Origin of the sequence: Bacillus sp. FSL R12-0074, from assembly GCF_038005725.1 — a bacterium.
In the GTDB taxonomy this organism is placed as follows: Bacteria; Bacillota; Bacilli; order Bacillales; family Bacillaceae_G; genus Bacillus_A; species Bacillus_A mycoides.
The window spans coordinates 4,595,087-4,617,765 of record NZ_JBBOTR010000001.1; the positions used below are offsets into that span (position 1 = coordinate 4,595,087).

Genomic DNA, 22,679 nt, shown 5'->3' on the forward strand with positions numbered 1-22,679 from the left:
TTTTGCGTAAAAAAGGCCAAAGAGTTAAATCTCTTTGGCCTTTCATATTACCCACGCCCCGCTTGAAACGATGGGTATAGAGTCATTCCACCATCTGCAAATAACGTAATTCCAGTTACGTAACTTGCCTCTGCTGAAGCAAGCCACGTTGCTACTGCTGCGATTTCTTCAGGTTTTCCAATGTAACCCATTGGAATCATACTTTCTACGTCGTCACGTTTTTTCGGGTCAGCAAATTTTTCAGCATTAATTGGCGTATTAATTGCACCAGGCCCAATATTATTTACCCGAATACCTTTTGGTGCATATTCTAACGCTAACGTTTCTGTCATAAGCTTAATCCCCCCCTTACTAGCCGCATAATGTACAAATAATGGCCACGGGATTTTCTCATGAACACTAGATATATTAATAACCGAACCTTTAATATCGTGTTCCACAAAATATTTAATCGCTTCACGACTTCCTAAAAAAGCACCTGTTAAATTTGTATGAATTACTTTATTCCAATCCTCTAACGGCATTTCGTGCGACGGTACCGCGTTTTCTATCCCTGCATTATTAATCATAACGTCGAGCGTACCAAACTCTTTCACAGCAGATTGAATGAGATTCACAACATCTGCCTCGACCGTCACATCACCTTTTATAGCAATCGCTTCTCCGCCTACCTTTTTTATTTCTTCTAATACATCGTTCGCTTCTGACTCTCTTGAGCGATAGTTAATAACAACTTTCGCCTTCTCTTTAGCAAATCTTACTCCCATGGCTCTTCCAAGACCAGTTGCTGATCCTGTAATAACGACGACTTTCCCTTCTAAATCGCTATACATTTTAATACCTCCTTAATTTTTCGCAATTCCCAGCATAATTCCAGCTGCAATGATAAAAACGATACCAATAACAATCCCAATTAATTGACGCTTCGTTTTCCTTTCACCTAATATAAAAATCCCGCCAAGCGTCGAAATAATAATTCCCATTTGTGAAAGGGAAAAGCTTGTTGCGACCCCAACTCTTGGCTGCGAAATGAATAAAAACATATTTCCAGCTGCCCAAATCAATCCTGGAAGAATATTTCGAATCGCATATTTATTGAATGGATGATGTTTAAATGTGAGTAAAATCCCGCCTAATACCATACCGACCGCTTGTGGTAATAAAGCCGACCAACCGTTCACGTTAAATAACCGGATAACTACTACGTAAACTAAATAACCGACTGTTGAAATTAATAAAATAATAATTCCTTTTTTAAAATTTCCGGCTTGCTCTGCATTCTTCTCTTCTTTACTTTGAAGCGATGTTAAAATAACCCCGATAATAATACAAACGAGCGCCAAAACTCCAAGAACGACCGATATCGTCGTTGACCATTCATGAAACACGATAACCCCAAATAATGTTGTTGCGACTAATTGAAGCCCTGTTGAAATCGGCATCGTTCTAGAAACACCCATTAAATCAATACTTTTTAATTGATTCGCTTGACCAAGTGCCCAAAATAAGCCAGATACAATTCCAACTCCAATAACGGTCGGAGTTAATACCGGCTTCATAAAAATATAAACGACAATTGAGAAGATAAGTGCACCGAACGTTGTACCGAGCGTTTGACTATACGGTCCCCCACCCAGTTTCACGTTAAATAGCACAATACTCCCCCAAAATATAGCTGGTAAAATCGCTAAAAGTATATCCATCGCTCATTACCTTTCTCTACAAAATGTCATAGGTTATCGCTCTAAATCATTAGAGTGAGCTTTTATTTTTTCGTTTTTTCGTGCACAAATCTTTTCTACAATAGCACCAGAAACATTCTTTTCTCGCTCTACTTTCTTTATCTTTATGTGATCTAAATTGTCTTCCAAAGTAAGTGTAACTTTATCATTCGGCGGATTATGTGCCCCTTGAAATGTAAGAAATTGTATTGTAACTTCAAACCTAGGAACAAACTCATCTTTCTTGCCTAGACGCTTTATATTTGTAACTGAGTCACATTCATATTGATCTTCTGTCACTTGCCTTATAACCGAGTAATATCGATTCAGTAACGCACTTTCTAAAAGCTGTTCCGTCGATTCTTTTGCCAAAGAATTGCTTGGAGAGAAGAAAAAAACAGAACATATCATTGCAATCATTACACATATCTTTTTCATAACTTCCTCCTTTTCCTATAAGATAGTGTTCTCCAAAATGCCATAAAAAAACGACTTTCCCTATTTAGGAAAGTCGTTTTTTATAGCATAAATCCAATATTAACCACCACTCACTGGTGGTATTAGTGCAACTACATCACCAGTGTGTATCGTGTCATCTTCATTTGCGTACTCTTCATTAATCGCAACCATAATTGGCGCTGACACTGGTACATTATATTCTTTCGCAACAATATCTTTTAACTCTGCAACAGTAATATTTTCTTTCTCTATTTGTAATTCACTCGTTCCTGCTTCTTCTTGCAAGTTCGCAAATAACAATACTCGAATCATATTTATAACTCCTTCCCAGGCTCTCCTGCTGGATATGGTGTTTTTTCTAATTGGTCACCAATCCATGAGTCACCATCTTCCCAAAACTCCTTTTTCCAAATTGGAACAATTTGCTTAATACGCTCCATAATATATTCATTCGCTTCATAAGCCTCTTTGCGATGAGGCGTTGATACAGCAACAACAACCGCTATATCAGAAATTTGCAGCGTGCCGATGCGATGCGTAATCGCAACATGTGTACCGGGCCACTTCTCCTTCACTTCTGACCCAATTTTCTGTAGCATCTTTTCTGCCATCGTCTTATAAGCTACATACTCTAAGTATAGTGTACGACGCCCTTTCGTAAACTCCCTAACTGTCCCGATAAATGTTGTAACAGCACCACATTCACGGCGAACTACTTTCTTTGTCACCTCTTCAATCGAGATTTCTGTATCAATTACTTCATAATACGTATTTATCATTTTGCACCCCTAGCCGTTTGTAAAAACCAGTCTATATACAATTTTTCTTCTGTTATATGAAATACTTTATATTCTTCTCGTACATTTGACGAAGCATCATACCACGTAATAACTGCCGCTATATTTTCTACTTTATGTAAAAGTTCAGCGTCTTCCGCAGAACGAAGTAACACTACTTTCGGATAGTTCTCAGCTTTATAGCCCTCTATTAAAATCGTATCTACTTCAAAAAATTCGTACAAGCGGATAATTTCTTGCAAGGACCATTCATCTCGCAAAGAGGACAAAGATAGTAATCCGGCACCTTCTACACTACTTACTACAGCACCAGCTTTTCTGTGTCTTTCACTATCTTTTTGCGCTACTTCAGGAAAGCCCCCGTGACCATGATGTTTAATTGTAGCAACCTTCATTTCTCTTTCAGTTAATGCATGCACCATCTTCTCTACAAGTGTTGTTTTCCCGCTATTTTGATACCCTACTATTTGTAAGATTGAAGAGGCTTTGTCCACGGCCAATCACTTCCCTCAGAGCATTCTAACAATAATACAGACACTTTCATTCCTGCTTCAAATCCTCTCGTTCCTCCAGGCAGCACGATAAAAGCATTTGCATCCGCAAGTGAAGAGACTGCACTCGATTTATCTAAACCGACTGGCATCGCTTGTAGTGCCCCATTAACAATACTCGCTTTTGCTCTTACAAAACGAGTAAACGGATTTGGTTTCGGAAAATCTTTTTGTAAAATAGCATCAGTTCTATATACGTGAGGCTCCTTCACATGCAAATACGTTTTCATAATTGGATGCACAAATAATTCGAAACCTACATAACAAGCTGACGGATTACCTGATAAACCAAAGAGTAGCTTTCCATCAACTTCAGCTACTGTCGTTACACTCCCTGGTCTCATCGCTATTTTATTAAAGAGTACATTCGCCTGTAACCTTTCATAAATAGCTGGCAAATAGTCGTAATCCCCTACTGAAACACCGCCCGTTGTAAGTAAAATATCGACCTCATCCATCGCTGATTTAACAGCTGTAAAACATGCATCTAACTCATCGGCAAGTTGTCCATAGTAACGCACTTTCCCGCCAGCTTTCATAATTTGAGCGGCAATCATGTAAGAGTTACTATTTCTAATTTTCCCTGGCTCTAACGCCTCATGCACTTCTAGTAATTCACTTCCTGTCGTTACAATACCGACAACAGGTTGTTTTACAACTTTCACAGTGCTATATCCAAACGTCGCTAATAATGCGGCAACACCTGGATTGATTACAACACCTTTCTTAACGAGGACTTGATTTTGTTTTATATCTTCTCCTTTAAATGACACATTGTCACCGTTTTGGAAAGGACGTTTTAACTTCATATATGTACTTTCGTTCCTCTCGAATCCCTCCGTCAGTTCTAGCATTACGACTGCATTGCAATCTTCTGGAATAGCTGCTCCTGTCATAATACGAACCGCCTGAAAAGCCCCTACTTCTTCTGTAAAAACAGATCCTGCTCCGATCTCTCCTATTACTTCAAATTCAATCGGCTGCTCTTGACTCGCTTCCTTAGTGTCTTCTGCTCGAATTGCGAAACCATCGTAAGGAGAACGATCAAAGTGAGGAACGTCGTGATCTGAGACAACATCCTCTCCAAGAATCCTCCCATAACTTTCTGTAATAGAAGCTTCTTCTACTTCACCATGCTTAGCATATTTCATAACCCGCTCTACAGCCTCAGCAACTTGAATCGGGATTCGTTTTTCTACCATTGTTTCTCACCTCATATTTGCAAAATATCTAATCTCGATTACACTTTATATATTAAATCGCAATTACTTCAAGGAGGAATTCCATGTCTTCATTCACACATTTCAACGACCAAGGGCGCGCTAAAATGGTTGATATAAGTGACAAAAAAATAACCGTTCGAACAGCAATAGCATGCTCTAGCATTCTCGTTACAAAAGAAATTTTTGATAAAATCTCTCACAATGAAATTGGTAAAGGTGACGTATTAGCCGTCGCACAAATCGCAGGTATTATGGCTGCAAAACGTACTTCTGATATTATCCCAATGTGCCATCCTTTATTATTAAAAGGTGTTGACGTCTCTTTCGATTGGAAACAGTCAGAAGAACAATATCGGCTACTTATTGAAGTAAAAGTTAAAACAGAAGGTAGTACCGGCGTTGAGATGGAAGCTTTAACAGCTGCTTCCGCTACCGCTCTTACTGTATATGACATGTGTAAAGCCGTTGATAAGGGTATGATTATTGGCGAAACGTACTTACTTGAAAAAACGGGCGGAAAAAATGGAGATTATATTAGAAATTCTTAATCCTACCTTTTCCATTTGAACCTAAAGGATTCCCCTTTAGGTTCAACCTATATATCTTGCATATAGTCGTTTCGCAACATTCATATCATTCGTACCATGAATAAACGCCCTGCCATCTGTAAATAAAACAAAACGATATTCTTCCACTGGAAATGATAATAAATACGGCGTTGCTTTTACATCCACACTTTTTTGTAAGCGCTTTTCAATTTCTTCTAAATTAAAACCCTGACGCACACCTGGACGGATTTGAACTGTATTTCGCCCACATAATACTTCTGTTTTCGTTTGTGCTTCAAATGTTAAACTCGGATATGTACGTAACTTTCCACAGGATAAACATGTATCCTTTTTCTGCCTATTCACTTTAAATGCCATCTGTTGATTATTCCAAAGATCAAATGATAGCATCGTTTCACGAAGTGCCTCAAAATCTTCTACTAATATTTTCAAGGCTTCCGTTATTTGATGTGCAACTACTAATTGCACTGCGGGCTGTATAATACCGGCCGTATCACATGTCGCTCCGCTCGCCGGATGTTCCATTAAACATCGAAAACACGGCGTTTTTCCTGGCAAGATTGTATAAGTTACTCCGTAGCTTCCAACGCATCCTCCGTATATCCACGGAACGTTATACATCTGCGATATATCATTAATAAGAAGGCGCGTTTCAAAATTATCTGTCGCATCTAATATTAAATCTACACCTTTAATTAACTCTTCCATTTCTTGCACCGTTACATCAGTCACAACCGGTACAATTTCTACTTCGGAATTAATTGCCTTTAAATGTTCTGCTGCCGCTATCGCTTTCGGTTTATAATGCTTCGCATCTTCTTCTGTATATAATTGTTGCCTTTGTAAATTACTCCATTCTACATAATCACGATCCGCAATTGTTATTTTTCCAACACCTGCTCTAACAATTGCTTCTGCATTCGCTGCTCCGAGTGCACCAGCACCGATAACGAGCACATGCTTCCCTCTTATTTTCCGTTGCCCTTCTTCCCCAACACCAGAAAATAACATTTGTCTTGAATATCGCTCTTGCATACGACATCCCCCTTTCTTATCCTCCTATATAAGACATTTCAATTTTCGGACGATTTTTCGCACTTTCTTCTGTCCGTTCATCTGAATATCGATCTTTTCTATTCTCCCATAAATATTGTATAGCTTTTAATAACTCATTATCCGAAAGGTTTTCCCTGAGAAGTTTCCTTAAATCCATTCCTTCTGTCGCAAACAAGCAAGTATAAAACTTTCCATCTGCCGAAATTCTTGCTCTCGTACAAGAAGAACAAAATGACTCAGAAACGGAGGTAATAAAACCAACCTCTACATTCGTTCCAACGTATCGATACCGCTTCGCAACCTCACCAAAATAATGAGCTTCAGCTGGCTCAATTGGATACACCCCATGAATCATATCAATTAATTCTCGTTTCGTAATAACTTGATCAAAATTCCATCCATTCGTACTGCCAACATCCATAAACTCAATAAATCTAAGCGTGATTCCTTGTTCTTTAAAATACGTAGCAACCGGAAGTACTTGATGATCATTCATTCCTTTTTTCACAACCATATTTACTTTCACTTCAAGGCCTGCTTCTTTCGCTGCCATAATTCCTTTTAACACTGGCTTCGTATTCATATTCCGGCCATTAATTGCGCGGAACACATTATCATCTATCGCATCCAAACTAACATTTACTCGGTGTAACCCAGCTTCTTTTAACGCCTTCGCTTGCTTCGTTAAATGAATCGCATTTGTCGTTAATCCTATATCTACTAAACCGTCAATTTTCACGAGACGTTCGATAAGTTTTGTTAAGTCCTTACGGAGCAAGGGTTCGCCACCAGTAAGTCTAATTTTCCGTACACCGATGCTAACAAATACTTTTGCTAATCGCTCTATTTCATCAAATGTCAGTAAAAACTCATCTTTCAAAAAAGCATAATCAGGACCAAACACTTCGGCTGGCATACAATACGTACACCGTAAATTACAACGATCAATGACAGAGATGCGTAAATCTTGAAGTGGGCGTCCGAAAAAATCTTTAACCTTCTCCTGCATCGCCACTCTCCCTTTCTGCCAAATTTATACCTCTCTTCATTCTATTATAATATATTTTTGAACCGCGATGTTTTTGCTCAAGTGAATAAAGTGAAACTTTAATCAGTGGGGGTTTTGTCCATCCCCACTGATTATTAGCCCACAAATAGAGGGATAAAAAACCTTGAAACATAAAAGTTCCAAGGTTTTTTTGCTTATTAACTTAATCTAATAATAGTTAGAGTAGCTCCTGGCGTTGTCGTAGATAATGTAGCCACTGCAACTAATCCAAATAACTGCAGACTAATAGCAGAGCCCGCAGCTAAATTACTAATAATCGTCGCATTAAATGAACCAGTAGCCACTGCCGGTGAATTTATTGTTCCTGCTAGCGGACTTCCATTTACAGTTATACGCGAACTTACAAGTAAAGCTGCCGTTATATTAATTGTATAGGCTATATAATAATTCCCTGCATTCGCAACTGTAAATACAGTATTTCCACCACTAACAGTTATTCCTGGTCCAATATTTTGATTGTTCGGTAATGGGATATTCGTACCGCCTAATAAAACGGAAATAGCGGTTCCTGATGTATTATTCGCAAATGCATACGTTGCAGTTGTACTAACTCCAGTCACCCCGGTCGCTCCAGTGGCTCCTGTTGCTCCAGCTCCTGTTGCTCCCGTTGGACCTTGGATTCCTTGTGAACCTGTTGGACCCGTGCCTCCGGTTGGACCTTGTGAACCTGTTTCCCCCGTTGGACCTTGAATTCCTTGTGGGCCTTGCGCTCCTGTTGGACCCGTGTCCCCGGTTGGGCCTTGTGGGCCTTGTGGACCTTGTAAACCTTGCACACCTTGCGGACCAGTTGGACCTATTTCTCCTTGCACACCTTGTATTCCGGTTGGGCCTTGTGGACCAGTCGGACCTTGCACTCCTTGTATCCCTTGAATTCCCTGTGGGCCTTGTGCTCCGGTTGCACCTGTTGCCCCTTGTATCCCTTGTGGGCCTTGACCTCCTTGGATTCCTTGAGGACCTGTTGGACCTTGGATTCCTTGCGGGCCTTGAATTCCTTGCGGCCCTTGATCTCCCGTTGCTCCAGTTATACCTTGGATCCCTTGTGGACCTTGAACACCTTGCGGACCGGTTGGGCCTATGTCTCCTTGTACTCCTTGTATTCCTTGTGGACCCTGCAGCCCCGTTGTTCCGGTTGCACCAGTTGCTCCGGTCACACCCGTCGCCCCCATCGCCCCTGTTGCTCCCGTATCTCCTACTCCTCCCGTTACACCTGTCGCTCCTGTCGGGCCAGGTGGTCCACCTGATGGACCTGTCACTCCCGTCGGGCCTGATGGACCTGTTGGGCCAGTCGGTCCGGCTGGGCCTCCTGATGGACCAGTTACACCTGTTGGACCAGTTACACCTGTTGGACCAGTTACTCCAGTTGCTCCTTTAGTCCCTTCCCCTGTCACCCCTGTTGTACCCGTATCTCCAGTTACTCCTGTCGGACCTTGGATTCCTTGAATTCCTTGTGGGCCTTGCACTCCTTGCGCACCCGTCGGTCCTTGAATTCCTTGGATACCTTGAACTCCCTGTGGACCCATTGGACCTGTTGGACCTATATCCCCTTGAGTACCTTGCACTCCTTGCGGGCCCTCTGGACCTGTTGCTCCTATATTCCCTTGAACACCTTGAACTCCAGTTGCTCCTTGTGCTCCGGTTGCTCCTGTTATACCTTGAATCCCTTGTATTCCCTGAATTCCTTGTGGACCTTCTGGACCTGTTACTCCTATTGGTCCTTGAATTCCTTGGATTCCTTGTGTGCCCTCTGGACCTGTTGCTCCAGCTGGTCCTGGCACTCCTTGTATCCCTTGCGGACCCTGAAGTCCTTCTGGGCCTTCTGGGCCTGTTGGTCCTATATCACCCATTGGCCCTTGAATTCCTTGGACTCCTTGTGAGCCTGTGTCCCCGGTTGGACCAGGTACCCCTTGTATTCCTTGTGGGCCTTGATCTCCTGTTGCTCCTGTTATACCTTGAGGTCCTATGGCCCCTTGTATACCTTGCGGACCTTGATCTCCAGTTGCCCCCGTTATCCCTTGAATTCCCTGAACCCCTTGGATTCCTTGTTCACCAGTTACTCCTGTCGGACCTGGAATACCTTGAATACCTTGCGGACCTTCTGGACCCGTTGGTCCAATTGGCCCTTGAACCCCTTGTATTCCTTGCAGGCCCTGTGCTCCTGTTTCTCCTGTACTTCCAGTCGGACCTGTATTTCCAGTCACTCCCGCACTTCCAGTTACTCCAGTATTTCCAGTCGCTCCCGTCGCACCTGTACTTCCACTCGGTCCACCTCCTGGCCCTGTCGCACCAGTTGCTCCAGTCGGACCTGGAGGTCCTCCAGATGGGCCAGTTATCCCTGTTGGACCTGTTATTCCAGTCGGACCACTAATCCCCTGACCAGTCGCTCCTGTTGCTCCCGTATTTCCACTCGGTCCTTGTGGGCCTTGTATCCCTTGAGCTCCTTGTATTCCTTGTGAACCTGTTGCACCCGGTACCCCTTGCACTCCTTGAATTCCTTGAGGTCCCTCTGGCCCGGTAGCTCCAATCGGCCCCTGTAATCCCTGTATCCCCTGTATACCTTGTGCCCCAGTCGCTCCGGTCGGACCAATTGGACCTTGTAACCCTTGCACTCCTTGAGGTCCTGTCGCTCCAGTTTCTCCCTGTGGTCCCCTTAATCCTTGTGGTCCCTGCTGTCCTTCTGGTCCTGTTGCACCCATTTGTCCAGCTGGTCCTTGAATCCCTTGCACTCCTTGAGGTCCTGTCGGGCCCATCTCCCCCATCGGACCTTGAAATCCCCTTGGTCCTTGTGGGCCAGTCGGGCCTTGTGGACCGGTTGGACCAGTAATCCCAATGCCAGTAAATCCCGTTGGAACGGGAGGAAAAGTAGGTCCAATAAGATTCGGTGAAATTCTGAAATTAGAGTTTAATGAATTTTGTCTATCGCGCTCTTTCACACTTTCACCACCTACACACCATCTTTTTTACTTTAAACAAACCTCTTCTTAATATGTATTTACAAAAACAATCTCAAAGACTATTTTTATTCTAAATAATAAAAACTCCCTTAATTCCTTAAGGGAGTCCAGCAAATGAATCCATATTATCTGTATTAGGGACAGCTTGCGATATACTCGACACATTTGCACCTTGCCCCATATTTGTTCCCGTTACAGTACCAGCAGGGGTACCTCGTGTATAGGTTGTCGTCACCGAATCTCCCGGTTGTAAACAAAGCTTCGTCTCCGTCCCTATTACTGTAACAACGTCAATCCAAGTGCACCCCATTGAACCACTATACGATTTCGAAGCAGTAAATGAAGTATCACTCAAATTATCCCCTGTAAATATATTCCCAGTATTATTAACGATAATAAATTCTTTAATACGTGCAGGCATACTTACACTCTACCTTTCCTTTATGCACCTAATGTACGTGTACTCGTCGCTAATGGCGGAAGAAACACTGATGTTCTAATCACAGCTTCTGGCTGTCGTTTCCCATTTAAAAAAACAGCCGCACTCGATCCTCCAGCACCAGCATATATTTTTGCCACAGCTAAAGGTGAGATATCATAACAGTCGCCAACATTAACAGCTCCTGTATTATTTATAATTTTTACTTTACGCATGTTAATTCCCATTTCGCCTCCCCCTTTTGTATACTGTATGCAAAAGAAAAAAACTTGAAACAGACTCGTTTCAAGTTTTTAACAATTAACTATTTCGTTTCACCTTCATATTGGAGCATACCGCCAACCATATTCACCGTTTTAAATCCTTGCTCATTTAAATAATGGCATACATTTTCACTACGCATTCCCGAACGGCAAATAAAGATATATTCATTCTCTTTCTCAAAGAAATCTACTTTATTTGGAATATCGCCCATTTTAATATGTACAGCTTCCGGAATTTTCCCTGCCGCAACTTCTTCATCTTCCCTTACATCTACTAAAAATAATGTTTCTCCATTTTCTAAACGCTCTTGCACTTCTTCTGTAGTAATTGTTTTTACTTCTGTCATATGTAGTTCCTCCTTATATACAATAAAACCTTCAGTTTCTTCTTTAAACAATCATTTCTCATCAATTTTAGCATGCGAAGGAAGGAACGCAAAGAATGGAACATTTATTTCTCAATTTCCCCGCAAAACTTATTCTTTACAAACATAACTGGCGCATTGTATCCTCAATATACTTGTTTGATGAAAGGAGCCAGTTAAAATGACACTTTTTCTTTTCATTATGGGCATCATTTTCTTAGTTTTTGCAGTTATTGCTCTTAGTATGAAAAATAATAAAAAGATAAAATCCCCTCAAGAAATGTCATTCTTATTTCTATTACTTAGTATAGCTTTCTTCGGTTTATCAGTCGCTTCATATATTTTCCGTCTGCAAATCATGTAAAAAAAGGTGCCTACTATAAATCATGCACCTTTCCACATTAATTATTTCCTACACAAAACTAGATACTTTCCGATTTAAAAACTCGTAAACTTTCTTTTCAAACAAATGAACATCTAATGCCCCAGCCATATGCCCATTTATACTCTCTATCTCATACACTTCTGCATATTTCCCCTGTTTTTGCAAAATGTCTACCATTTTATAATTATAACGAGGTGGCTGAAGTAAATCTTGTTTGCACGGAATCATGAGTACATTCGCTTCTATATTAGAAAGAGCCTCTTCTAAAGAAGAAAATCCATGCGCAATATCATGTAATAAGACTGCTTTCGCAGTGTACATCCACGAATTTGCATCTACTAAATCTATACTTTTGCATGTCACTTTATTAATTTCTTTCTCAAATGATGTTAATGCAGAAAATTCCTGATAAGGTGCCATTTCTATACTGTTCCGCGGGAATGCCATTTCATAAAAATGTTCATCAAACGCATTCATAAACATCATTCGATTTGCTAAATGAAGACCCTTCGTTGGTTGTTCCTCTCCGTACTTTCCACCTTTCCAGTTTGGATCAAGCTGAATTGCTTCAATCGCATTTTGCGCTACATTTCCCGACGTTATAATTGGATTTTGTGGATTAGTAATAACTCCAATCACTCGCTCTACCATATGAGGATAGTGAACAGCCCATTGCTGCGCAATCATCCCACCTGCCGACGGTCCCATTACAGCATGTAACCTAGAAATCCCCATATCTGTTATTAACTCATATTGCATGCGTGCTACATCTAAAAATGTGAAGACTGGAAAATCCATCGCATACTCAAAGCCAGTCACCGGATTTATCGATTTTGGTCCCGTTGTAATTACGTAGGGGTTCTTCACCTGTACATTACAAAGGTTATCAGTACATATAACGAAATATTTATTTGTATCAATTGCTTTCCCAGGTCCAATTAATCCATCCCACCAACCAGCTTCCTCATCATGCTCTGTATATTTTCCTGCCGCATGACTTGTTGCACTAAAATAGTGACAAACCAAAATCGCATTTGATCTTTCTCTATTTAAAGCACCATACGTCTCATACCCCATTTGAACAGGAATTTCCCTACCATTTTCAAACACAAACTCTTTTAAAACAAATTTCTCCTTTTTTACAATTTGCATAGACTCACCTTCTTCCCATCATATTATGAACTGCTTACTAAAGGATTTTTTCTATACAAACCAATCTCCTCCTTCTTTTCATAAATAAATGAATAATATACAAAATTAGCCACAAAATAGCACTATATTACACAATCAAAGAGGGCATACATATGATTTGGAATTGGTTACGTAAGAAAAAAAACTCAAATACAAAAGAGACAGATGATTCGAAACAACAGCCAGATGATCAAAAGGAACATAACAAAGATAAGAATGGCGAGCCAAAAAGTACGGAACAAACTGAGGATTCTTCTCAAAACAAGCAGCAAAATTCTAAGCAAGATGATAATTCTCAAAACAAGCAGCAAAACTCTAAGCAAGATGATAATTCTCAAAACAAGCAGCAAAACTCTAAGCAAGATGATAATTCTCAAAACAAGCTGCAAAACTCTAAGCAAGATGATAATTCTCAAAACAAGCTGCAAAACTCTAAGCAAGATGATAATTCTCAAAACAAGCAGCAAAACTCTAAGCAAGATGATAATTCTCAAAACAAGCAGCAAAACTCTAAGCAAGATGATAATTCTCAAAACAAGCTGCAAAACTCTAAGCAAGATGATAATTCTCAAAACAAGCAGCAAAACTCTAAGCAAGATGATAATTCTCAAAACAAGCAGCAAAACTCTAAGCAAGATGATAATTCTCAAAACAAGCAGCAAAGTTCTAAGCAAGATGATAATTCTCAAAACAAGCAGCAAAATTCTAAGCAAGATGATAATTCTCAAGACAAACAACAAAGTTCTAAACAAGATGATAATTCTCAAAACAAGCAGCAAAATTCTAAACAAGACGATAATTCTCAAGACAAACAGCAAAATTCTAAACAAGATGATTCTTCTCAAAACAAGCAGCAAAACTCTAAGCAAGATGATAATTCTCAAAACAAGCAGCAAAACTCTAAGCAAGATGATAATTCTCAAAACAAGCAGCAAAGTTCTAAGCAAGATGATAATTCTCAAAACAAGCAGCAAAATTCTAAACAAGATGATTCTTCTCAAAACAAACAGCAAAATTCTAAGCAAGAGGATAATTCTCAAAACAAACAGCAAACCTCAGGAAGTAACAGCATTTATGACTTTAGCAAACCAGAAAAAGACCATATTCATTCTCTACAAGATTTAATAGAGAAGCTAAAACAGTCTAGTGATTTTGTTAATTACCATACATCTGACGATGAAACGATGCCTTATTGGATTTCTTACTATCGTCCTTCACTTGATGGTGAGAAATTGCAAAAGTATTTAATGCCTACTCTTTTGGAACGTCCTTGCGCTCCATTAGAAGAATTAAAAGAACATATTCCAATGAGCGGTATTACAATTACAAATGATTTACAAAAAATTGAGGACATGGTTTTAAAAGGACATGCAATTATTCAATTAAATCAGCAAGATCAAAAGTGTATGCTTGCAAATATTGCAATTGATAATTATCGTGCACCGACTCCTCCATTAAACGAATCAACCGTTATCGGGCCACAAGAAGGATTCGTAGAAGATATTGATACAAATATTAATTTAGTACGAAAACGCCTTCCTGTTTTAGATTTACACACAAAAGAGATGATTATCGGAGAGTTTTCAAAAACAAAGGTTGTCATGATGTATTTAGACAACCTAGCTGAAAAAGATAATGTAGATTTTCTAGAGGAATCATTACGCGCTCTTGAATATGACCAAATTAACGATAGTGCTTATATACAAGAATTAATGGGTGAAAAATCCATTTTCCCGCTCTATATAAATACAGAGCGTACTGACAGAGTTACAAAGGCACTCATTGATGGCAAAATTGCTATTTTTGTTGATGGTTCTCCAAGTGTCCTCTTAACTCCTGTATCATATTTTGATTTTTTCATTTCGCCCGAAGACTATAACGTTTCTTGGTTATACGCTACATTCTCAAGGATTTTAAGATTGATCGCTGTTCTATTCTCAATTTGTGCCACTCCATTATACGTTGCAGTTTTGAATTATCACTATGAATTAGTTCCGAGTGACTTACTTGAAACATTGATCTTATCAAGGGCTCAAGTACCATTTCCCCCTTTAATAGAAGCACTTTTCTTGGAACTTGCAATTGATTTATTAAGAGAAGCTGGCGCGCGATTACCAATGAAAGTTGGACAAACACTAGGTATTGTAGGCGGTATTGTAATTGGGCAAGCATCTGTACAAGCTGGTTTAACGAGTAATATTTTATTAATTATCGTTGCCTTATCAGCGTTAGCTTCCTTTATTACGCCCATTTATAAAATGGGAAACGCCGTTCGTTTACTACGTTTCCCATTTCTCGCCTTTGCAGAAATAGGTGGGCTCTTCGGTATATCTCTTGGATTTATCTTTTTATTTACCCATTTGTTTAGACTTACTTCTTTACGTAAGCCGTACGCTCTCTTTTATCCAACGAGACAACAATCCTTTAAAGATTCTTGGATTCGTTTTCCGTTAACAATGATTGATACTCGAGATGTTCAAGCAAGACCGCAACACGTAAAGAAAGCAACTAATGGAATTTCTACGAAACATACGTCAGATTTTGATGATTAAGAAATGAGGTGCATCGATGAGTAAAATTAAAGCAGAACACCAAATATCACCCGTCTTCGTTTTCTTTTTAATTCACGGTGCACAATTTGGTGCTGGCGTTCTCGGGTTTGCTCGAATTATAGCAAAAGTCGCTGGATACGACAGCTGGATGGGAGTTCTAATCACAGGAATCTGTATCCATATTCTTATATGGATGATGTATTTCTTATTAAAAGAAACAAACGGGAATTTAATTGATTTACATCGACAAACATTTGGAAAATGGTTAGGAAACGGCATGAATCTCATCTTTATGACTTATTTTTTAGCTGTCAGCATTTCTGTCGTTCGAACATACGTTGAAATTATTCAAGTATGGATGTTTCCTACCGCTTCAACTTGGATGTTAACACTCTTTTTATGCCTAGTCAGCTATTACATTGTTTCTTCTGGGTTTCGTGTAATTACCGGTATTTGTGTTATCTCAATTGGTGGTACATTAGGATATTTGTTTCTTAGCCTATTCGTTTTGAAATATTCACATTGGTCAAATTTACTACCTATGTTCACACATTCTTTTTCAGACATTTTAAAATCTGCCCATATGTCAATCTACAGTATGACAGGGTTTGAGGTTTACCTCATGTTTTATCCATTTGTAAAACAGCCTATGCAATCTCATAAATTCGCTCAATACGGAGCACTGTTTTCCAACCTATTATATTTATTCAGTACTATTTTAGCCTTCACTTTTTTTAGCGAAAAACAATTATTTAAGACAATCTGGTCTCAACTCTCTATGACCCAAGTTATTCAGCTTCCATTCATAGAAAGGCTAGAATATATTGCAATCTCAGCTTATGCACTCGTTATTATTACGAGTTCAATTCTTCCTTTATGGGCAGCAACAAGAGGAACTCACGAAATATTTCGCGTAAAACAAAGAGGGATTTTAATCGCTTTTATCCTTATCACCCTCATTGTTTCACAGCTTTTAACAAACAGACATGATATTAATAATTTTATTAGTAATGCATCAAGAGTTAGTTTTTGGCTTATTTACATATACATCCCAATCCTATTTATCATTGTGTGGGTGAAAAGAAAATGGAAAAAATCAAAAGCAAATTAATACTTATTTCTTGTATAACACTCTTCAGTTTAACTGGATGTTTACAAAAAAATATTATCGATGATGTACAACTTATTCAAGGAACTGTTTTTGATGTAGCAAAGGATAATAAAGTAAAAGTAACATTCGTTTGTCCCATTCAGCAAAAAGGAAATAAAGTTCGAGTTTTTGAAGGAACAGCAAATGCGGTAAAACAAGTAAAAGCAGATACATCTTTAGAATCTTCTCAACCATTTGCTAGCGGACAAATGCGAGTTGCTCTATTTACTACTAGAATTGCTAAAAAAGGGATGGTTGCTTCCTTCGATACATTAATTCGCGATGTAAACATCGGAAACGCTTTATATGTTGCTTTACTTGAAGGCAACGGCTCTGAACTTTTAAAAGGAAAATACACTACTTCATCCAACGTTGCCATTTATATAAAAAAAATGCTAGAACATAATATGGAAACTGGTCCTCTACCAAAAGATAACCTGCATTTAGGAGCATTCCGTTATTATCAAGAAGGACAAGACTACTATATTCCAATTTTAAAAAAGCATGCGGATAAAATAAAAGTCATCGGAATTGGCCTTTTTAAAAAGGATAAATATGTCGGTAAAATTGCGGAAAAAGATATGTTTATATTCAAAGGGCTTTTAGAGAAACATAAGTTGGATTCACATGAATTTAAAGCAACTCCTGGGTACGTAATGATTAATAATATTCGTTCTGTCCCGACTTATAATATAAAAATAAAGAATGGGAAACCTTCTTTTTTCATTCATGTTAAGCTTGATGCTCGTATTCAAGAAGTATCGAAACAAATTAACTTAGAAAATGCAAAGAACACAAAAAAGATTGAGAAGGCCGTCCAAAAACAATTGGATATAGAAGGTAACAAATTAATTAAGCAATTCAAATCTTTAGGCGTCGATCCTCTCGGGCTGGGAGCTAAATATAAGCAACATTATCGCCCATTCAAATTAGAAGAGTGGAAACGAATGTACAAAGATGTTCCTGTTAATATAAAATACACCGTAAATATTACAAATTCTGGTGTGATTGAATAAGTTAATGATTGAACTCCCCTCTCTGGCATGGTACAACGGAGAGGGGAGTTTTTATTTTTAAATAGAGAAAAGGGATATTTACGGGGGAGCTTATGTCTAAAAAATTAGTAAAACCTATTTTAAATGGTATTTTATTTCTCGGCGTCTTTTTATTTGCTCATACATACTTAAAAAATGTTTCTTTCACACGTTATTTACTTGTAGTTATACCAATGCTACTCATCGGAATATTTGGCATCGATCTTATTTTATCCGTTTTAATTAAGAAAGAAGAATAACGAGCGAACATCTTATTTCTCATAAGATGTTCTTTTTATTTAATAACTACCTTATGTTACAATAAAATTCGGCATAACGTAAGAAAGGATGAAACAACATGACAAACGAAAAAGGTTTAGATAAAGGATTCGAACTTGTTGCAAAAATGCATGAAGAATTCGGACATCCTGTGACAAGTACTCCAACAAAACTAACAGAAGAGCGTGCAAAAATTCGTGCTAGCTTTATGCAAGAAGAGCTAGAAGAATTTCTAGAAGCAACAACTGTTGAAGATCAATATGATGCACTTATTGACCTTATTTACTTTGCATTCGGAACGTTTGCAGAAATGGGCGTACGTCCAGATAAAGGATTCGAAATTGTAAACAATGCTAACATGGCAAAACTATTCCCTGATGGAAAGCCTCGATTCCGCGAGGGCGATGGCAAAATTATGAAACCAGAAGGATGGCAAGCACCAGAACCACAACTTCGTGCGGAAATCGAACGCCAACGTCAAGAGGCAGAAAAAAACTGCTAGGATCTCCTAGCAGTTTTTTATTATGTCTTTTTTCCTTTGGTCTATTAATGACCCACGTGTCCCGCGTGTCCTGCTGCTCCTGCAGTACCAGCTGCTGCTCCTGCTGCCGTTCCTGCTCCAATTCCACCTGCCCAAGGCTGTTGTTGCTGCTGATACTGTTGGTATTGTTGTTGACCTTGATGATGTTGTTGACCTTGATGATGCTGTTGACCTTGATGATGCTGTTGACCTTGATGATGGTGTTGGCCTTGGTGATGATGTTGGCCTTGGTGATGATGTTGGCCTTGGTGATGATGTTGGCCTTGGTGATGGTGTTGGCCTTGGTGTGTTTGGAAAAGAACAGCTTGCGGATGAATTTGGTGGTGGCCTTGGTGATGTACTTGTTGCTGATGGTGGCCGTGATGATCTTGATGACCTTGGTGCTGATGGTGACCGTGGTGCTGATGATGGCCTTGGTGCTGATGATGGCCTTGGTGTGTTTGATAAAGGACAGCCTGCGGATGAATTTGATGATGACCATGATGATGTACTTGTTGTTGATGATGACCGTGGTGCTGATGATGGCCGTGTTGTTGATGATGGCCATGATGCTGATGATGACCGTGGTGCTGATGATGACCGTGGTGTTGATGATGGCCGTGATGCTCATGATGACCGTGAACACCTTGAGGGAATCCACCGATTCCACCAGCTACAACACCAACGCCAGGTACAGGAAATCCTGTTTGTACACCGCCAACGAAAGATGGAAATGTAGTTGGCATACCTACAGGAACTCCTCCTTGTGCACCTCCTACTAGTGCCGGAAATCCTGTTTGCGCTCCAGCTACTGACGTCGGAAATCCTGTTTGTACACCCGCGACTGACGTCGGAAATCCTCCAGCCGCTCCTCCCATCCAGCTTGGAATTCCGCCATATCCGTGTTGACCATCTCCTCCCATGAACATCATTTGTCCATAACTATCCGATCCACCTCCGAAGAAGCCATGTGGTGCATTATTGTCCATCCCTTTCATTCCTTTCACCTCTTCTTCTCAATTTAACCTACCTTTTTTATCATATTTCCTACTGAAGAATAGGTGTTTGTCTGTATTGGAATTCCGCTCCTTTTTCTTCGTTCATGATAAAATTAATTAACTGAATATTTTTTCTAGGGGGATTTCTATTGAAAAATGTAACAAAGGCTTATATTGATGATTTAGATTCAATCGTACATATAGATATTGATGTGATCGGAGACGATAGTAGGCGAGATTATATTAAACACACTATTAATGAAGGAACCTGCATCATTGCAAAAGAGGACAATTCCATTTCTGGTTTTCTAACATACGATACAAATTTCTTTGGTTATACTTTCCTCTCATTAATCATTGTTTCGCCAACGAAAAGAAGACAAGGTCATGCAAGCTCATTAATCTCATATATGTTAAGACATTCTCCTACTCAAAAAATATTTTCTTCAACGAACAAATCGAATACAAATATGCAAAAAGTTTTTAAAGCAAATGGATTTATGCGTAGTGGAATGATCGAAAACTTAGATGAAGGTGATCCTGAGCTTATTTTTCACGCAAAAAAGCTCAGAGCATAAACGCTCTGAGCTTTTATTAATAATTAATTAGTTTGCAACAACGTTAACAAGTTTTCCAGGAACAACAATTACTTTACGAACTGTTTTTCCTTCAATTTGTTCTTTGATTGCCTCAAGTGCAAGTTGTTCCATTTCTTCTTTTGATGCGTCTTTACTCATTGTTAGTTTTGTGCGAACTTTGCCCATAATTTGAACAACGATTTCAACTTCATCTTCTACAAGTTTAGACTCATCAAATGTTGGCCAGCTTGCATATGTGATTGTTTCACTGTATCCAAGTTTGCTCCATAGTTCTTCCCCGATGTGAGGTGCAACTGGTGCAATCATTTTTACGAAACCTTCTACATATTCTTTCGGAAGTGTTTCAGCTTTGTATGCATCGTTGATGAATACCATCATTTGAGAAATCGCTGTGTTGAAGCGAAGCTCTGCATAGTCTTCTGTTACTTTCTTCACTGTTTGGTGGTAAGCTTTTTCAAGATCTTTGTTTGGTGCATCAGTAATTTTCTCACTTAATTCACCATTCTCTTGAATGAATAGGCGCCATACGCGGTCTAGGAAGCGACGAGCTCCGTCAAGACCATTTTCAGACCAAGCGATTGAAGCATCTAATGGTCCCATGAACATTTCGTATAGACGAAGTGTATCTGCACCGTGGCTTGCTACGATATCATCAGGATTTACAACGTTACCTTTTGATTTACTCATTTTCTCGTTGTTTTCACCTAAGATCATACCTTGGTTGAATAATTGTTGGAACGGTTCTTTCGTTGGAACTACACCGATATCATATAATACTTTATGCCAGAAACGAGCATATAGTAAGTGAAGTACAGCGTGCTCTGCTCCACCGATATAAATATCAACTGGAAGCCATTGTTTTACTTTTTCAGGGTCTACAAGTGCTTCGCTGTTGTTTGGATCGATGTAGCGTAGGTAGTACCAGCAGCTACCAGCCCATTGTGGCATTGTATTTGTTTCACGACGACCTTTTTTACCAGTTTCAGGATCAACAACATTTACCCACTCTTCAATGTTTGCAAGTGGTGATTCACCTGTACCTGAAGGACGAATATTCTCTGTTTTCGGAAGAACTAATGGTAATTCTTCTTCTTTCACAGCTGTCATTGTACCATCTTCCCAATGGATTACTGGAATTGGCTCACCCCAGTAACGTTGGCGACTAAATAACCAGTCACGTAGACGGTACGTTACTTTTTGATTTCCTGCGCTTGTTACTTCAAGCCACTCAATCATTTTTACAATTGCTTCTTCTTTATTTAAACCATCAAGGAATGCTGAGTTTACGTGCGCACCATCACCTGTATATGCTTCTTTCGAAATGTCTCCGCCTTTTACAACTTCCTTCATTGGAAGATTGAACGTTGATGCAAATTCATAGTCACGCTCATCGTGAGCTGGAACTGCCATTACAGCACCTGTTCCGTAAGTTGCAAGAACATAATCAGCGATCCAGATTGGTAATTTCTCACCGTTTACTGGGTTAACTGCGTAAGCACCAGTAAATACACCAGTTTTTTCTTTCGCAAGTTCTGTACGCTCTAAATCGCTCTTCATTTTAACAGAGTTAATGTAAGCTTCTACAGCTTCTTTTTGTTCTGGTGTTGTAATGTTAGCAACAAGTGCATGCTCTGGAGCCAGTACACAGTAGCTTGCTCCAAATAGTGTATCAGGACGCGTTGTGAAAACTGTGAACTTCTCATCTGTACCGTCGATGTTGAAGTGTACTTCTGCACCTTCAGAACGACCGATCCAGTTACGTTGCATGTCTTTTAAGCTTTCTGGCCAATTAAGCTCATCTAGATCTTCTAATAGACGATCTCCGTAAGCTGTAATTTTTAACATCCACTGTCTCATCGGACGACGCTCAACTGGATGTCCACCGCGCTCACTCTTACCGTCAATGATTTCTTCGTTTGCAAGTACTGTACCAAGTGCTGGGCACCAGTTTACAGGTACTTCATCAACGTAAGCTAAACCTTTTTCAAATAGTTTTAGGAAGATCCATTGTGTCCACTTGTAGTAGGTTGGATCTGTTGTATTTACTTCACGATCCCAATCGTAAGAGAAGCCTAATGCTTTAATTTGATTACGGAACGTATTAATATTAAGCTCTGTAAATTCAGCCGGGCTGTTCCCAGTATCAAGTGCATATTGCTCTGCTGGAAGACCGAATGCATCCCATCCCATTGGATGAAGAACGTTATATCCTTGCATACGCTTCATACGAGATAAAATATCTGTCGCTGTATAACCTTCTGGATGACCTACGTGTAAGCCTGCACCTGATGGATATGGGAACATATCTAGTGCATAAAATTTTGGTTTTTCTGTTTCATCTGGCGTACGGAATGTTTTATTCTCTTCCCAATGCCCTTGCCACTTCTTCTCAATTTCTTGATGATTAAAGCTCATGAGATACCCTCCTTGAAATTCTATTTATTTTCACCGCCCAAAATACAAAAAACCTCTCATCCCTAGAAAGGGACGAGAGGTTATAGATTCCCG

The 22,679-nt window shown here is 39.5% G+C and carries 24 protein-coding genes and 1 other annotated feature (1 of these 25 cut by a window edge); of the genes, 8 read left to right on the plus strand and 16 right to left on the minus strand.

Annotated features, from left to right (window positions below):
* Positions 1–47: 47 nt before the first annotated feature.
* The 7 genes from NSS97_RS23900 to NSS97_RS23930 all read right to left on the minus strand — a co-directional run bounded on the left by NSS97_RS23900 (position 48) and on the right by NSS97_RS23930 (position 4,730).
* Positions 48–833: a glucose 1-dehydrogenase gene (locus tag NSS97_RS23900; RefSeq protein WP_341114173.1), complete on the minus strand. Its 786-nt coding sequence runs from the start codon at positions 831–833 to the stop codon at positions 48–50.
* A gap of 12 nt (positions 834–845) precedes the next feature.
* The gene (gene glcU / locus NSS97_RS23905; protein ID WP_107887351.1) at positions 846–1,703 is read right to left on the minus strand and encodes a glucose uptake protein GlcU; all 858 of its coding nucleotides are present in this window, start codon (positions 1,701–1,703) and stop codon (positions 846–848) included.
* Between the two features lie 33 nt (positions 1,704–1,736).
* Positions 1,737–2,159: a DUF3888 domain-containing protein gene (locus NSS97_RS23910; protein ID WP_002089063.1), complete on the minus strand. Its 423-nt coding sequence runs from the start codon at positions 2,157–2,159 to the stop codon at positions 1,737–1,739.
* Positions 2,160–2,258: 99 nt separating this feature from the next.
* On the minus strand, positions 2,259–2,492 hold the full coding sequence (gene moaD, locus NSS97_RS23915; protein WP_002089064.1) for a molybdopterin converting factor subunit 1: 234 nt from the start codon (positions 2,490–2,492) through the stop codon (positions 2,259–2,261).
* Between the two features lie 2 nt (positions 2,493–2,494).
* A complete protein-coding gene (gene moaE / locus NSS97_RS23920; protein ID WP_002129479.1) occupies positions 2,495–2,959 on the minus strand; it encodes a molybdopterin synthase catalytic subunit MoaE in 465 nt (154 codons plus the stop codon).
* The gene (mobB, locus tag NSS97_RS23925) at positions 2,956–3,477 is read right to left on the minus strand and encodes a molybdopterin-guanine dinucleotide biosynthesis protein B (RefSeq protein ID WP_002164943.1); all 522 of its coding nucleotides are present in this window, start codon (positions 3,475–3,477) and stop codon (positions 2,956–2,958) included. The genes moaE and mobB overlap by 4 nt, the downstream gene beginning before the upstream one ends.
* Complete coding sequence (locus NSS97_RS23930; protein ID WP_107887350.1) at positions 3,441–4,730, minus strand: molybdenum cofactor synthesis domain-containing protein; 1,290 nt, start codon at positions 4,728–4,730, stop codon at positions 3,441–3,443. Before NSS97_RS23930 ends, mobB begins: the two co-directional genes overlap by 37 nt.
* A gap of 83 nt (positions 4,731–4,813) precedes the next feature.
* Between NSS97_RS23930 and moaC the strand changes: the two genes are divergently transcribed.
* Positions 4,814–5,299: a cyclic pyranopterin monophosphate synthase MoaC gene (moaC, locus tag NSS97_RS23935; protein WP_002112363.1), complete on the plus strand. Its 486-nt coding sequence runs from the start codon at positions 4,814–4,816 to the stop codon at positions 5,297–5,299.
* A gap of 42 nt (positions 5,300–5,341) precedes the next feature.
* Here the strand turns inward: moaC and NSS97_RS23940 are convergent, their stop codons facing one another.
* From NSS97_RS23940 to NSS97_RS23965, 6 genes are all read right to left on the minus strand, one after another.
* On the minus strand, positions 5,342–6,355 hold the full coding sequence (locus NSS97_RS23940) for a molybdopterin-synthase adenylyltransferase MoeB (RefSeq protein WP_044443992.1): 1,014 nt from the start codon (positions 6,353–6,355) through the stop codon (positions 5,342–5,344).
* 16 nt (positions 6,356–6,371) lie between these two features.
* Positions 6,372–7,385 (minus strand): GTP 3',8-cyclase MoaA, encoded by a 1,014-nt coding sequence (moaA, locus tag NSS97_RS23945; protein WP_107887349.1) that lies wholly within the window; start codon positions 7,383–7,385, stop codon positions 6,372–6,374.
* 197 nt (positions 7,386–7,582) lie between these two features.
* Positions 7,583–10,375: a BclA-related collagen-like exosporium protein gene (locus NSS97_RS23950; protein ID WP_341114177.1), complete on the minus strand. Its 2,793-nt coding sequence runs from the start codon at positions 10,373–10,375 to the stop codon at positions 7,583–7,585.
* Between the two features lie 118 nt (positions 10,376–10,493).
* Positions 10,494–10,817 (minus strand): hypothetical protein, encoded by a 324-nt coding sequence (locus tag NSS97_RS23955; RefSeq protein WP_107887347.1) that lies wholly within the window; start codon positions 10,815–10,817, stop codon positions 10,494–10,496.
* Between the two features lie 20 nt (positions 10,818–10,837).
* The gene (locus NSS97_RS23960; RefSeq protein ID WP_000512595.1) at positions 10,838–11,062 is read right to left on the minus strand and encodes a spore germination protein; all 225 of its coding nucleotides are present in this window, start codon (positions 11,060–11,062) and stop codon (positions 10,838–10,840) included.
* A gap of 77 nt (positions 11,063–11,139) precedes the next feature.
* Positions 11,140–11,445, minus strand: a complete 306-nt coding sequence (locus NSS97_RS23965) for a rhodanese-like domain-containing protein (RefSeq protein ID WP_000141214.1) — start codon at positions 11,443–11,445, stop codon at positions 11,140–11,142.
* Positions 11,446–11,644: 199 nt separating this feature from the next.
* On the opposite strand from NSS97_RS23965, the gene NSS97_RS23970 reads away from it, so the two are divergent.
* A complete protein-coding gene (locus tag NSS97_RS23970; protein WP_002015640.1) occupies positions 11,645–11,827 on the plus strand; it encodes a hypothetical protein in 183 nt (60 codons plus the stop codon).
* 48 nt (positions 11,828–11,875) lie between these two features.
* Here the strand turns inward: NSS97_RS23970 and NSS97_RS23975 are convergent, their stop codons facing one another.
* Positions 11,876–13,000, minus strand: coding sequence for an alpha/beta fold hydrolase (locus NSS97_RS23975; RefSeq protein ID WP_107887346.1), 1,125 nt, complete (start codon positions 12,998–13,000; stop codon positions 11,876–11,878).
* Positions 13,001–13,152: 152 nt separating this feature from the next.
* On the opposite strand from NSS97_RS23975, the gene NSS97_RS23980 reads away from it, so the two are divergent.
* From NSS97_RS23980 to NSS97_RS24000, 5 genes are all read left to right on the plus strand, one after another.
* Entirely contained in the window at positions 13,153–15,591 is a 2,439-nt protein-coding gene (locus NSS97_RS23980) for a spore germination protein (RefSeq protein WP_341114180.1), read from the plus strand.
* A gap of 16 nt (positions 15,592–15,607) precedes the next feature.
* Positions 15,608–16,702, plus strand: coding sequence for a GerAB/ArcD/ProY family transporter (locus tag NSS97_RS23985; protein ID WP_107887344.1), 1,095 nt, complete (start codon positions 15,608–15,610; stop codon positions 16,700–16,702).
* Positions 16,678–17,757 (plus strand): Ger(x)C family spore germination protein, encoded by a 1,080-nt coding sequence (locus tag NSS97_RS23990; protein ID WP_107887343.1) that lies wholly within the window; start codon positions 16,678–16,680, stop codon positions 17,755–17,757. Before NSS97_RS23985 ends, NSS97_RS23990 begins: the two co-directional genes overlap by 25 nt.
* A 92-nt stretch (positions 17,758–17,849) precedes the next feature.
* On the plus strand, positions 17,850–18,035 hold the full coding sequence (locus tag NSS97_RS23995) for a hypothetical protein (protein WP_002089083.1): 186 nt from the start codon (positions 17,850–17,852) through the stop codon (positions 18,033–18,035).
* 98 nt (positions 18,036–18,133) lie between these two features.
* On the plus strand, positions 18,134–18,556 hold the full coding sequence (locus tag NSS97_RS24000) for an HAD family hydrolase (protein WP_107887342.1): 423 nt from the start codon (positions 18,134–18,136) through the stop codon (positions 18,554–18,556).
* Positions 18,557–18,600: 44 nt separating this feature from the next.
* Here NSS97_RS24000 and NSS97_RS24005 read toward each other — a convergent pair whose 3' ends face one another.
* Positions 18,601–19,572: a VrrB protein gene (locus NSS97_RS24005; RefSeq protein WP_341114186.1), complete on the minus strand. Its 972-nt coding sequence runs from the start codon at positions 19,570–19,572 to the stop codon at positions 18,601–18,603.
* A gap of 149 nt (positions 19,573–19,721) precedes the next feature.
* Between NSS97_RS24005 and NSS97_RS24010 the strand changes: the two genes are divergently transcribed.
* Positions 19,722–20,150: a GNAT family N-acetyltransferase gene (locus NSS97_RS24010; protein WP_107887340.1), complete on the plus strand. Its 429-nt coding sequence runs from the start codon at positions 19,722–19,724 to the stop codon at positions 20,148–20,150.
* Between the two features lie 27 nt (positions 20,151–20,177).
* Here NSS97_RS24010 and leuS read toward each other — a convergent pair whose 3' ends face one another.
* Positions 20,178–22,586 (minus strand): leucine--tRNA ligase, encoded by a 2,409-nt coding sequence (gene leuS, locus NSS97_RS24015; protein ID WP_002129511.1) that lies wholly within the window; start codon positions 22,584–22,586, stop codon positions 20,178–20,180.
* A gap of 65 nt (positions 22,587–22,651) precedes the next feature.
* Positions 22,652–22,679, minus strand: a binding site (T-box leader) (it continues 191 nt past the right edge of the window).

Bases quoted from the DNA above. Each gene is read 5' to 3' on its own strand.
- NSS97_RS23955 (WP_107887347.1), bottom strand. From the start codon at position 10,817: ATGCCTGCACGTATTAAAGAATTTATTATCGTTAATAATACTGGGAAT.
- NSS97_RS23985 (WP_107887344.1), top strand. From the start codon at position 15,608: ATGAGTAAAATTAAAGCAGAACACCAAATATCACCCGTCTTCGTTTTC.
- NSS97_RS23970 (WP_002015640.1), top strand. From the start codon at position 11,645: ATGACACTTTTTCTTTTCATTATGGGCATCATTTTCTTAGTTTTTGCA.
- NSS97_RS23990 (WP_107887343.1), top strand. From the start codon at position 16,678: ATGGAAAAAATCAAAAGCAAATTAATACTTATTTCTTGTATAACACTC.
- moaE (WP_002129479.1), bottom strand. From the start codon at position 2,959: ATGATAAATACGTATTATGAAGTAATTGATACAGAAATCTCGATTGAA.
- leuS (WP_002129511.1), bottom strand. From the start codon at position 22,586: ATGAGCTTTAATCATCAAGAAATTGAGAAGAAGTGGCAAGGGCATTGG.
- NSS97_RS23980 (WP_341114180.1), top strand. From the start codon at position 13,153: ATGATTTGGAATTGGTTACGTAAGAAAAAAAACTCAAATACAAAAGAG.
- NSS97_RS24005 (WP_341114186.1), bottom strand. From the start codon at position 19,572: ATGAAAGGGATGGACAATAATGCACCACATGGCTTCTTCGGAGGTGGA.
- glcU (WP_107887351.1), bottom strand. From the start codon at position 1,703: ATGGATATACTTTTAGCGATTTTACCAGCTATATTTTGGGGGAGTATT.
- NSS97_RS23930 (WP_107887350.1), bottom strand. From the start codon at position 4,730: ATGGTAGAAAAACGAATCCCGATTCAAGTTGCTGAGGCTGTAGAGCGG.
- moaC (WP_002112363.1), top strand. From the start codon at position 4,814: ATGTCTTCATTCACACATTTCAACGACCAAGGGCGCGCTAAAATGGTT.
- moaD (WP_002089064.1), bottom strand. From the start codon at position 2,492: ATGATTCGAGTATTGTTATTTGCGAACTTGCAAGAAGAAGCAGGAACG.
- NSS97_RS23960 (WP_000512595.1), bottom strand. From the start codon at position 11,062: ATGGGAATTAACATGCGTAAAGTAAAAATTATAAATAATACAGGAGCT.
- moaA (WP_107887349.1), bottom strand. From the start codon at position 7,385: ATGCAGGAGAAGGTTAAAGATTTTTTCGGACGCCCACTTCAAGATTTA.
- NSS97_RS23995 (WP_002089083.1), top strand. From the start codon at position 17,850: ATGTCTAAAAAATTAGTAAAACCTATTTTAAATGGTATTTTATTTCTC.
- NSS97_RS23940 (WP_044443992.1), bottom strand. From the start codon at position 6,355: ATGCAAGAGCGATATTCAAGACAAATGTTATTTTCTGGTGTTGGGGAA.
- NSS97_RS23900 (WP_341114173.1), bottom strand. From the start codon at position 833: ATGTATAGCGATTTAGAAGGGAAAGTCGTCGTTATTACAGGATCAGCA.
- NSS97_RS23975 (WP_107887346.1), bottom strand. From the start codon at position 13,000: ATGCAAATTGTAAAAAAGGAGAAATTTGTTTTAAAAGAGTTTGTGTTT.
- NSS97_RS24000 (WP_107887342.1), top strand. From the start codon at position 18,134: ATGACAAACGAAAAAGGTTTAGATAAAGGATTCGAACTTGTTGCAAAA.
- NSS97_RS23910 (WP_002089063.1), bottom strand. From the start codon at position 2,159: ATGAAAAAGATATGTGTAATGATTGCAATGATATGTTCTGTTTTTTTC.
- NSS97_RS23965 (WP_000141214.1), bottom strand. From the start codon at position 11,445: ATGACAGAAGTAAAAACAATTACTACAGAAGAAGTGCAAGAGCGTTTA.